We start from the raw sequence: 11,643 nt of genomic DNA, 5'->3' as shown, positions 1-11,643 counted from the left end.
TATAAATTTTGCGTTTATACTAAATTGACAAGTGCGATTGAAAACCCGTTTAAGATCTTCAATCTTGCCTGCGTCTCTATCTCTAGAACCGCAGCGCACAATTCAGTCTTTCCTCTTCCACTTACTTAAACCTTCCAGAGTCAAACTCTGCATTCTAAGCAAGCCATGATGTGTTAAAGATCTCGATTCAGGGAAACTTGGTAACTTGCGGAGCCGTGCTCCGGATCAACTTAGCGAGTTTCTCCTGCGCTCCCCTTGGCGGGTGAGGCGGGGCGCAATCTACATATTACTCAGAGTCACGCAAGTCATTTCGGCACCTTTTTTCACTTTTTATTGAAGCCCGTCCATAAACCACTGCATTTTCAATAAATTCACTTTGGGTGTTTCATTAACTCTCGATATGTTGAATGAATTCCTCAAGCCCATCAAAACGAAACTCAAAACCAGCATCGATGAGTTTTTGAGGTACCACTCGCTGACTAGCCAACGCGACATCAGCAAAATCTCCTAAAAGGAGCTGCATCGCAAGCTTCGGCGCTGGAAGCAGAGCTGGGCGCTGTAAAACACGACTAAGCACCTGGGTGAATTCACTATTCGTGACAGATGGGTGAGAAACTAAGTTAAAGGCGCCCCTTAACTCCCGATGGTCTATCACAAACTCAAACGCAGCTAACAAATCATCGAGAGCTAGCCAGGGGAACCATTGTTTTCCTGAAGCTAACCTTCCCCCTAGGCCTAATTTAAAGATACGTTGAATCCTCTTCCAGGCCTTTGCCTCCTTTGACAGAACGACTCCAATACGAGGAACCACTATCCGACACCCTTCTATGGGCTCTCTTAGTGCTGCATCTTCCCAATGCTTACATAGGTCAGCCAAGAATCCTTCCGCATAGGCACTATCCTCCGTAATCTCCAACTTCCCCTGGTCACCATAAATACCAACAGCTGAGACATTGATCCAAATTTTCGGCCTATCTACGATCTCTAAATCGGAGATCCACTGATGAATTTGCGTTGTGAGCCCTGTACGGCTCTGTTGCATGAGTTTCTTATAATCTTGAGTCCAGCGCTTATCAATAGGAGCACCCGCCACGTTGACCAGCACATCCAAACCATTAATAGACTCTCGACTAAGTCTAGCCCATTGGCCACTAGCCCCTGATGGCTTAGCCCTTGCTATATGAAGTACCTCATAACCTAGCGACCCAAAATACTTGGCTACAGCCTCTCCAATATAACCATTTGCCCCAACAACTCCTAACTTTTTCATCTTATATACTAATTTCCCACAGCTCTCCCCTAGGTCAACCACACAATTATTTCCGACCTTTCATCTTTACTCTAGCAATCTGGAATTACTTAATACCCCCCATGAAGCGACTCTTTACTGGGATTTATCTGTTCTCCTTGGTTAGCACCATATTTGCACAGACGCCCCGCAACTCTGGACTCAATTTTAACATCGTGCCAGAAATGCCTAAGAACCTTCAAATCCGCTCTGACCAGGGGGCTGAATACAACCAAGAGACTGGCTTTGTCCGCTACCTTAATGGTGTGCAAATTTATACCGATACGGGTGTGCAAATCTTCGCTAACAAAGCGTTGATGGACACACAAAATGAGATCATCCACTTCACAGGTGACGTAAATATCTATCAAAACTCCATTCTACATCGTGGAGAAAAGGCCAGCTACGACTATGGCGAGGAAAAACTGAATACGCAAAACCTTCAATCAAGCATCGACCCCCTCTTAATTGACTCCGAAGAACTGAAAACGGTCAAAAGCGACAATAAATCAGTATATATCGGAAAAAACGCGACGATCACCACTCACGACAGAGCAAGACCCAACTACAAAATCAAAGCAAATACCGCAACCATTTACCCATCTGACAAAATCACGATGAAGGGCGTGACGATGTATGCTGGTGATACACCTTTCTTCTGGCTACCGTATTTATCACAATCAATGGACCCCAGACTCGGGTATCAATTTGTACCTGGCACTAAGTCAAACTGGGGCTTATTTCTATTGAACACCTATGGGATGATGCTGGGTGGCGAGGAAAATGTCGACAATGGTCTAAACGAAGATCAGTGGCTACTCGCTCAATGGAAATTTGATTTGAGAGCGAAAAGGGGCCTCGGAGTTGGCCTCGACCTATTCGACACAAGACAAGATAACAATCCTAACTACGGATGGCTCAAAACCTATTATGCTCCTGATAGAGACCCCAGTATCAGTCGGACCTCGGCACCGCGAGAAGACATCTCCAAACACCGCTACAAAATCGAATTAAAGCAACGCTTCGATTGGGCGCATACTCCAGAGAGCAAACACATCCTGGATGCCAATTTCACCTTTCTAAGTGATGATTACTTCTTAGAAGACTTTGAAGAAGACAATTACACATACAATCCTGAGCCTGAAAACCTTCTTGGCTATCAATGGAAATCCGACACCTCACAAGCTGGTTTATTCACTCGATTAAGAGTGAACACCTTCTACCAATCAGACTCACGTTTACCTGAAGCCTATTGGGACCTTGCGAAACGACCGATTCTCAACACCGGCATCTTACATGAAGGTTCGACCTCTATTGGTTATTACAAAGAAGAATTAGCTGATCGAGAAGCTGGACTACTCCGGGAGGAACTCAACGCACCTGATACCGACACTGAAAGACAGAGTGAAATTGAACGCCGACTCGGCAGAAACCAATTTGGTCGATTCCATACATACCAAGAACTCACACGTCCGATTTCTCTAGCAAATGGATTTAGTATTACCCCTCGCATGGGAGGAGGTTTCACGCAATATTGGGACTCGGGTGATAACAAAGACTCATATTCAAGCCCTCACGGCTATCTAGGAATTGATACGGGGATGAAATTCACGCGAACGTATCACAGCGTGCAGAACCACTCGTTCGGCTTGGATCAACTGCTTCATGTCATCCACCCCTATGCCAATCTTTCGGTACTTGCGACCAAAGAGCTCGACGACAATCAAGTGAAGATTGACCGATTGACAGCCACCGAACGACCACGCCCATACGACGTAGGCAGGTACTCAGCCATAGACGATTACCGCAACTGGAGCATCGTACGCTTAGGAGCAAGAAACCAACTACTCACCAAACGCGATAGCCGGAGTCACTCTTGGCTAACTCTTGACAGCTACATCGACACCTTCCTCAATGACCCTGAATTCAGTCGTACGTTCTCAAACTTATACAATGACCTGAGGTGGGAGCCGGTGCCGTGGGCTAGCTTGAACCTAAACTCACAAATACCTATCACCAATGATGGTTTCACAGAACTGTCCACCTACGCGCTATTTTGGCCACACGACAACGTCGAGCTGGAGCTTGGCCATAGCTTTCTTAAAGACCACCCAACGATCGCGAACAGCAACTTAGCACACGTACGCGCCTACATTCGCCTCACCTCAAAATGGACCGTAGGCACCTACCAACAAATGCAATTCACAGACAACACTCTGGAACGACAGGAATACTCCCTGTTCCGAAACTTCGAGAGTTGGACCGGTGGGTTCAGCTTTTTCCAACGTGACAACCGACTCAACAAAGAATACGGAGCCCTCTTAAGTATCACACTCAACGCTCTCCCATCAGCACAACTACCACTCAGTATCGGAAGCCAATAATCATGCCACAACAAGAAATTTTAGATGCCCTCCACTGGAGGTATGCGACCAAAGCATTCGACCAGAATAAAAAAATCTCTTCAGAAGATTTGGATAAACTTGTTCAATCTCTGGTACTCACTCCCTCATCGTTCGGACTTCAACCGTGGAAATTTATCGTAGTAGAAAGCCTCGAACTCAAACAAAGTCTTCTACCATTCTCATGGAACCAAACTCAAGTGGTGAACTGCGACAAGCTCATTGTACTAGCGGCATATACCGCAATCAAAGAATCAGACGTAGACGCATTCAGTAAATCAATCGCAGAGTCTCGAGGAATCGATTTAAGCGATATAACAGAATACCGTGATTTGATGGCTGGATTCATCGCAAGAATGGACGAAGAGCAACTAAGCGCCTGGGCAAAAAATCAAGTCTATATCGCCCTTGGCCAAGTAATGACCACGGCGGCCGTCTTGGGCATTGATGCGTGCCCAATGGAAGGGATTAGCCCTAAGGATTACGATCGGCTTCTTGGGCTAGAGGATTCTGGTTACACAACCACGCTGGCATGCCCTGTAGGGTATCGCTCAGCTGATGACAAATATGCTGAGCTCCCCAAAGTACGCTACAGCGTTGAAACCCTTGTTAGCTACCAATAATCGAGCATCGCTTTTACTTCATGAAAAAGCCGTTGAGTACTCAGCTCAACGGCTTTTTAAATTGCTCTGGGCAATTTTAAGCCGCCCTCAGTGCCTCAATCAGCGACCTAAACTCCTCTATCTCGGATGGCGAAAACAAATCGTTCGTCAAAAGACCAACCTGCACGTAGGAAGCTTCTTCAGCAAAGCGGAGCACCTGCATGTATCCATTCTGTGCCGTTTTATAACGCACGCTTTGTTCGGAATCCACATGGCTCAGCGCAATCTGGCTAATCCAAGCTTTCCACGAGGTGTCAGGAATAGATTCGTACACCACTTCTGATGCGGAGTCGATGACACAGAGACCAGTTGCTCTATCACCATTTTGTTGGAGCCAAGCAGCCAGATCATGCATCTTATCTGCTGAAAGCTCGATCAGTCCGACTTTCGAAGCACTCGCTTTTGCATCAGCTAAAAGCTTACTAGCTCGCTCTCTGGCTGGATTATCGGCCGGAGTGGCAGCCGTTTGATCTGTTGAGTTCACTGGCTGCATCAAGGCATTTGCCAGCTTATTTAGCTCATCAACATCGAGCCATGCATTAATGGATTCCATATAAATTGCTTATCGAAGCTAGGGGTTAATTTTCGAAAGATACGCTCAATTTTGCGTCGATTTCAACTCTAAGCTTCTCAAAATTCTCTAGTAGGGACTCAGCTTCAGGCATCACGCCCACTGGCACCCCTTTGCCACTCGCTTTTAAAAATAAGTCACTACGTGGAATTTCTTCGCGCATGACTAGCGCTTCAGGAAGCAAATCGCGAATACCATCGGCGACTTCAGCACTTTCAGGAAGGTCTCGCTGCACCATTGTCAGTAAAACCCCAAGTATTGTAAGCTTTTCATTCGAATTTCTCAAGGATTTCAGCCCTTTCAACATTTTAGGGATGGAGCGTATCCCGAGAGGCTCGGCTTGTTGTGGCACCAATACCGCGTCAGCAGATAGTAACAAATCACGCGTGACCCCAAAGAGTCCAGCTGCGCTGTCAATCAGGCAGAGCTCGTAGCCTTCACTTTCCGCTTCATTGAGGAACGCTTGCACCTTCTTAGCCACACTTTCATGAGTATCATTTCCGAGCTCATAGCCTTCTCCCTGCCCAGCTGGAACCATGGAAAAGGTTTCAAGTCGCGTGGGAACAACCAAAGAGCTCAAACGAAGACTCGTATCATCCAGTTTATCAAAAAAACCAGGTAGGACCCTAGATTGCCTCGTGAGTGAGAGACCTACAGAGCCTTGCGGGTCTGCATCTACCAATAAAACCTTCACGCCGGCTCTAGCGAATGCGAATGCTAAATTCACGGATACAGTAGTCTTTCCGACTCCGCCCTTCTGGCTTGATACTACGATGCTAGTCATCCTTTTATAACGATATCACATTGCGCTACTCACCTTCCTGAAAGGCCATAGCTCGAGCGAGATATAACAAGATCAGGTTTGATAAAAAGCCTTTTTTCTTACTATCAGCGACTTATTTAGAATGGATTAATGAGAAGAATTAATACTGTCGCGAAAACTTAGAGAAGTCAGCCTTTCTCTTCTCAACAAAGGCCTCACGCCCTTCAGCTGCTTCATCGGTTCCATAGGCCAAACGCGTCGTCTCTCCAGCGAATATTTGCTGCCCTACCAGACCGTCATCCGTCAGGTTGAAGGCATACTTGAGCATCTTCTGAGCAGTGGGAGACTTCTCATTGATGATACAAGCCCATTCCAGCGCTTTCTTTTCAAGATCCAGATGAGGCACCACCTTATTCACCATGCCCATTTCATATGCATCTTGCGCCGTGTAGCGCAGACCCAAAAAGAACACTTCACGTGCCCGTTTTTGGCCAACTTGCTTAGCCAAATACGCGGAACCATAGCCAGCGTCAAAGCTCGCTACATCAGCATCCTTCTGTTGGAATACAGCGTGTTCTTTGGACGCCAGAGTGAGATCGCAAACCACATGAAGCGAATGCCCACCACCAACAGCATATCCAGGCACTACGGCCATCACCACTTTGGGCATAAAGCGGATCAAACGCTGTACCTCTAGAATGTGAAGACGTCCATGATCACCTCCTGTTGCATCATCCGTACCGACGTATTTGTAACCATCCTTACCTCTCACGCGTTGGTCACCACCGGAACAAAACGCCCAGCCTCCATCCTTCGGGCTCGGTCCATTACCCGTCAGAATAACCACACCGATAGACGTGTTGATACGTGCGTGCTCTAGAGCTTGGTGGAGCTCATCAACCGTCTGTGGGCGAAACGCGTTGCGACACTCTGGGCGGTTGAATGCGATTCGAACAGTCCCCCCTACCACAGCCTCGTGGTAAGTTATATCCTCAAACTCAAAGCCTGGAACAGCCTTCCAGTCCTCCACCTGAAAAATCTCTGAAATCATGAGCCCACTTAACAACAGGCCACTGATTCTAGCGAGTGCTATTTTCAGATTAGTCCTAGACTTATCGCCACTGCCGGGGCTGCTTCCACAAAGCTCGGGTGCAGAGGCTCCCACCCCAGAGAACGTAGCTTCTTATTTGAAACAGCTTTATTCGACCACCCTCGCTTTGAGAACTCAGGCCTTGGCCCCGATGCTGGCAGTGGTTTTTGAAATATTGCGCAAAGATGCTGATAGGTTGCTAATTGGCTAATTGGCGATGAATCACAAACGTTGTAAATCTCACTAGAAACACTAGGGCATCGGTTTTCTATAAACCACATTGCATCAGCAGCATCTTCATGATGGGTGTGGTTCATCAAGCGGTCTCCCGCTTCTTCAATTTTAGAATCTCCACTAAAAAAGCGTCTCAATAAGAAGGAACGCCCCTCCCCATACAAGCCAGCTAAGCGCAAGACCACCCCCCCAGCACCCAGCACTAATTGCTCTGATTCAACCAGAATACGGCCGCCTTCTCGCTCCTGCTCGGTGCTGGATATCTCCGTTACTTCAGAACCATCAACCTGCGGGTACACTGAAGTGCTAGATGTGAAATATGGCTTCACACTAGGAAATGCCGAGATCAAATTCTTCACACCATGATAGTAGACACCGCGGTAATCCCCACTGCCGCCGGCACTAGCACAATGCACCAGCACGTCGACACCAGCCAATTGACGCGCCAGGCTTTGAAGCGATGCTAGATCTGTTAAGTCCGCCTGATAGTCGCTATCTCCGCCCCTACTGAGAGTGCTCACTTGCCAACCTCTCGCTCGAAATAGCTTTGCTATTTCTTTTCCCACAAACCCATGACCAGCTACCAACACGTGTTTCACTGCACTTCCTCCTCAGGACTGTGATTTGCTTCCACCTGCTCCACCTCAGCCGAACGCAGCTCGGCATCCAAGCCCTGAGCAGATTCAATAACTTCAACAACTGAGTCATCTTCTATGGTGTAGTAAGAAACTAACCCCTTCACAACAGCATCCGTGTACTCCTTATAAATCGATGGACGTAATTTACCATTCACAAAACGCAGGCCTTGGTAACCTCCTGCTTGCATCCGATAAAATGAATCCGCACCATTCATCAAGTAGGGTTCCAAGAAAATCACTGGGCAGGTGAATATTCTATTCGCTAGTAAATTACGCCCCCAAATGAAGGGACTATCGCCTAGGTTCACGGCACGCTTAGAATTATAATTGTATTCGTAAGCTGGAAGTTGAGTTTCCTCGACGAAGCTATCAACCAAATGCTTAGCCAGCCTCAATTCTTCGGTATGGATCTCCTGCAGGATTCTTAACACGCACTGATAGCGTTCATCGTCGTGCGCTAGCTCCGACTCCGTGTAGGCTCCATTCACTAGGACATGAAAATGCTCATTATCTTCTAATATTGGAGTATCGGGATCTGGCTGGGCAGAAGCATTAAAATGCACGCAAAGCACAACATCTGGCTTCATCACACGATTCACCTCATCGGCACGCGCCCTGATTTCTCCGTTTCGGTAAAATAGGCGCTCTGCCTCTTTAGTCACAGTCATCTGACTACGAATCGCTCCATTTTGCTCCAACTTTGATTGAGCATACGGGAGGTAATCTTCGACCTCGTTGGGGTTGACCGGAGCGTTAGAAACTCTCGTCAATGAGACCTTTGCTCCCAAAGTCTCTAGCTGTCGCTGTAGCATCTCCGCAACAATCATCGTCATATTCCCCTCCTGCACCGGAGGGAACTCCTCTGAAAGGATGAAATTTCTCTCCTCCATTTGCGCATAGGCTCCACCGATGTGACCGGGGTCTATAACTATACGAATCCCCTTCAGAGGCTGAAGATCACTATCTAAGTCACCGAGCTCATTTAGCTGTTCTTTCGAGCGCCAATAACGTGGCGCAGTATCCATCGAGCTCACTCCGTCATCTATTTTAAAATGTAAGCGATAGCTTTGAGAAAGATCCCCAGCAGAAGTTAATATGTCGACGTGTTTGTCTGAGAAATAGAACCAACGCCGCCAAAATTCACCCTTCACGTACACCTTAGTCAGCATCTCACGAAATGCCTTTTTGGTAATCTTTTCTTGGTAGACGTCCAGTGATGTCCAGTCCGGCTCAATCCCCAAACTCGAAACATGTGGATTGAATATAGCTGGTATGTTGCTCACCTCGGCGACTTGTTGTGTGTTCCAACTCTCCTCTTTTGGAATAGGAGCCGTCGTCGTGACGACCTGCTTCTCCGCCAGCTCATCTTCACGGTCGAAATCCGGCATTTTTGGAGGTCGAGTGTGGGATATAACCAACTGCACCAAGAAGGCCGCGACCAAAGCTAAAACTATCAGCGCCGATTCAAAGGCGATCTTCTTGCGGTTCATATTCATGTAATACTGTAGGAAGTTGGGAGATTATACAATGATTGCCTTTCCCGAGGGGATCCGCTATCAATCACGCACTCATGCGCATTCTATTTCTAGGAGACATCGTCGGCGAACCAGGTAGAAAATCTGTAATCAAGTTCCTGCCTCAAATCAAGGAGGAACACCGCATCGACTTTACCATCCTAAATGGTGAAAACTCCGCAAGCGGGCGCGGAATCACACCTGCCATTGCCAATGATCTTTTCAAGGCTGGAGCCCAAGTAATCACCACTGGTGACCACGTATGGGACCAACGCGAGCTCGCAGACCACTTGGAAAACGAACCTAGAATCTTACGACCACTCAATTATCCAGAAAATGTGCCAGGAAGCGGTGAAATCATTATCGATACAGAATCTGGGAAAATCGCAGTTCTCAATGCACAAGGCCGCACCTTTATGGGGCAAGCTCTTGAAAATCCATTTTTAATGCTCGAAGAACGCGTTGTGCAGCTCAAGGCTGATGGAGTTCAAATGATCTTCCTCGATTTCCACGCGGAGACAACGAGCGAAAAAATTGCGATGGGCTTCCATCTCGATGGCAAAGCCTCTGTCGTCGTCGGCACACACACCCATGTCCAGACTGCTGATGAGCGCATCCTGCCCGAAGGCACTGCACACATCACTGATGCTGGCATGTGCGGCCCTGAAATTTCAGTACTTGGACGTAATGTCGACAGTATCGTTTACCGCTTTAAATCCTCATTGCCCACGCGCTTTCCCGTGGCAAAAGGGCCAGTAAGGCTTTGCGGCATCATTGCTGAAATAGACCCTATGACAGGCAAAGCGAAGAATATCGAACGCTACAATCGCCTGCTAGAGCCAAGCGAAATGTAGGCGCAGGCTAGGCACCCTACTTTTCCTTCTTTGCATCAACCGGCTTGCGCCCAAGGTAATTAGTTTTTTCTTTATAGATTTTCTCCACCGCAGGACCCACCCCTAGGGGTGAAATGGCTTCGACTCCGACACGCGGCACAAGAAACATAGCCACACCCGCAGAGTAGAGTCCCAAAATAACCAGCATCCAGAAGGCTCCAAAGTCAAATTTCTTACGTGTCACAAAATGACTCGGGGCAAAATAGCACAGGATCATGGGCCAAATATTGTAGACTGGAATAAGCAAGGTGAGGCTTTTTTTCTTACTATATCCAGCATTAAGCAGACGCTGCCCGGAAACCTTCAAAAATAGTAGTAAGGTAATGATGAAGGGAATAATGCTAAAGACCTGTGGCTTCATCCACTTATTGACTTCTTTCCCACCATACACTTGCAACTCGGTAAGCAATGCCACAGTGAGCACCATCGGGAGCAGCCACCCCACGTACATATAGAAATGGAACACGCCTCGCGTGACACCCTCAGCATCCATCGTATTGTCCCAGTTAGTCGAAGCAGCAGCCTCTCTCGCTCTGGCATCTGTAGCAGCCTCGCGTTCATGCAATTGCTTCACCACGGGGAGAAAGGCCTTGGATTGCTCCATGATCTCCCAGTCTTTCATCCCTTGGCGCCAAACGTGGCAGTCTTCAGGGAAGATCTCACGAGCCATAACCTTCTTGGAAATCTCTTCGATCGCCAAGGGGCCATGTCGTTGCTCTTGAGCCAAATAATACCACTCTCGCTTTGTAGGTGCAGCCATGTTTACTCCAATCTATTGCCGGGTGGGAATTTCTGAGTCAGTTCAAAAAGTGGATCATCTTGAGGTGCTTAGCAACTCAAAAAGCGCATGAAGCCCGACTAGAGGCACAAGCTAAGTATCTCTTTCAGCGCAGCACTGTGGGCCGCCACACGTTCCTCTATGGGCAATGAACTTGGCGACTCCAGGGTAAACGAGAGCGGACAGCCACCTTCAGCCACATAAATCGCCTCAGGCCAGAGCTTCGGTTCATCTGCTTCTATGCCGTGATAAATCCACCCTAACTCCCTGACCGGATGCCCATCAATGTCATCCATCGGCTCCATTGGCATCACTGCCTCCACAGCTCGCTTAATCCGTAAGTACCTTGAGGGATCATCCTCACTTTGATTGATCTCGTAAAAGTAAAACCCAGAACTCTCCCAATCCTCATGAAGTGATACCATCAGGTCGATTTCTTTTTCATCTAGCCAGGCAGCATGAGCTTTAGCTTCAGAGGTCCGTTGATGCAAATAATCGCGGTTCATGTCCACCCCTTGGAAATTCTCACGAGTACCAGCTGCCACCCCAGTAGGGTTCAAGATAGGGCAAATCAGCCAGTTGACATCCCTCCCCAACACTCCGGATCGAAGTAAATATAGCAGTGCCCGTGGACTCGCAGGCTCATCGCCATGCATCCCAGCTGACAAATAGCAGGTGCGCTCAGCGCCCTCACGAACGAGCTCGTAGGCATACACCGGAAGACCTTGTACTTCTGCAAGCAACACTTGCTCCGCACCTTCTGCTTGCATCACTTGATCGAATTGCTGAATCAACGAGACCACTTCCATG

11 protein-coding genes are annotated in these 11,643 nt (G+C 47.8%); 3 read left to right on the top strand and 8 right to left on the bottom strand.

What is annotated here, in order from left to right; all coding sequences use genetic code 11:
- Window positions 1-388 precede the first annotated feature (388 nt).
- Complete coding sequence (locus tag F454_RS0111160) at window positions 389-1,270, bottom strand: TIGR01777 family oxidoreductase (protein WP_026292859.1); 882 nt, start codon at window positions 1,268-1,270, stop codon at window positions 389-391.
- Between the two features lie 101 nt (window positions 1,271-1,371).
- Here F454_RS0111160 and F454_RS0111155 point away from each other — a divergent pair, with 101 nt between their 5' ends.
- Both F454_RS0111155 and F454_RS0111150 read left to right on the top strand, forming a co-directional pair.
- The gene (locus tag F454_RS0111155) at window positions 1,372-3,672 is read left to right on the top strand and encodes an LPS-assembly protein LptD (RefSeq protein WP_018970743.1); all 2,301 of its coding nucleotides are present in this window, start codon (window positions 1,372-1,374) and stop codon (window positions 3,670-3,672) included.
- Window positions 3,673-3,674: 2 nt separating this feature from the next.
- Window positions 3,675-4,313, top strand: coding sequence for an NAD(P)H-dependent oxidoreductase (locus F454_RS0111150; protein ID WP_018970742.1), 639 nt, complete (start codon window positions 3,675-3,677; stop codon window positions 4,311-4,313).
- A 76-nt stretch (window positions 4,314-4,389) separates the two neighbouring features.
- Here the strand turns inward: F454_RS0111150 and F454_RS0111145 are convergent, their stop codons facing one another.
- From F454_RS0111145 to F454_RS0111125, 5 genes are all read right to left on the bottom strand, one after another.
- Window positions 4,390-4,905: a hypothetical protein gene (locus tag F454_RS0111145; RefSeq protein ID WP_018970741.1), complete on the bottom strand. Its 516-nt coding sequence runs from the start codon at window positions 4,903-4,905 to the stop codon at window positions 4,390-4,392.
- 25 nt (window positions 4,906-4,930) lie between these two features.
- The gene (locus F454_RS0111140) at window positions 4,931-5,707 is read right to left on the bottom strand and encodes a ParA family protein (protein ID WP_083912991.1); all 777 of its coding nucleotides are present in this window, start codon (window positions 5,705-5,707) and stop codon (window positions 4,931-4,933) included.
- Window positions 5,708-5,846: 139 nt separating this feature from the next.
- A complete protein-coding gene (locus F454_RS0111135) occupies window positions 5,847-6,737 on the bottom strand; it encodes a 1,4-dihydroxy-2-naphthoyl-CoA synthase (protein ID WP_018970739.1) in 891 nt (296 codons plus the stop codon).
- A gap of 44 nt (window positions 6,738-6,781) precedes the next feature.
- Entirely contained in the window at window positions 6,782-7,600 is an 819-nt protein-coding gene (locus F454_RS0111130; RefSeq protein WP_276200365.1) for an NAD-dependent epimerase/dehydratase family protein, read from the bottom strand.
- A gap of 5 nt (window positions 7,601-7,605) precedes the next feature.
- Window positions 7,606-9,138 (bottom strand): N-acetylmuramoyl-L-alanine amidase, encoded by a 1,533-nt coding sequence (locus tag F454_RS0111125; protein WP_169334384.1) that lies wholly within the window; start codon window positions 9,136-9,138, stop codon window positions 7,606-7,608.
- Between the two features lie 80 nt (window positions 9,139-9,218).
- Between F454_RS0111125 and F454_RS0111120 the strand changes: the two genes are divergently transcribed.
- The gene (locus F454_RS0111120) at window positions 9,219-10,016 is read left to right on the top strand and encodes a TIGR00282 family metallophosphoesterase (protein ID WP_018970736.1); all 798 of its coding nucleotides are present in this window, start codon (window positions 9,219-9,221) and stop codon (window positions 10,014-10,016) included.
- 16 nt (window positions 10,017-10,032) lie between these two features.
- Here the strand turns inward: F454_RS0111120 and F454_RS0111115 are convergent, their stop codons facing one another.
- Together F454_RS0111115 and F454_RS14980 are read right to left on the bottom strand one after the other, a co-directional pair.
- Window positions 10,033-10,815 (bottom strand): DUF4339 domain-containing protein, encoded by a 783-nt coding sequence (locus tag F454_RS0111115; protein WP_018970735.1) that lies wholly within the window; start codon window positions 10,813-10,815, stop codon window positions 10,033-10,035.
- A 98-nt stretch (window positions 10,816-10,913) separates the two neighbouring features.
- Window positions 10,914-11,642 carry a M14 family metallopeptidase gene (locus tag F454_RS14980; RefSeq protein WP_018970734.1) on the bottom strand — a complete coding sequence of 243 codons (729 nt, stop codon included), beginning with the start codon at window positions 11,640-11,642 and terminating at the stop codon, window positions 10,914-10,916.
- Window position 11,643 lies beyond the last annotated feature (1 nt).

This window comes from Rubritalea marina DSM 17716, from assembly GCF_000378105.1.
In the GTDB taxonomy this organism is placed as follows: domain Bacteria; phylum Verrucomicrobiota; class Verrucomicrobiia; order Verrucomicrobiales; family Akkermansiaceae; genus Rubritalea; species Rubritalea marina.
Note: the sequence above shows the minus strand (reverse complement) of the source record. Positions and strands in the feature narration are given on the sequence as shown.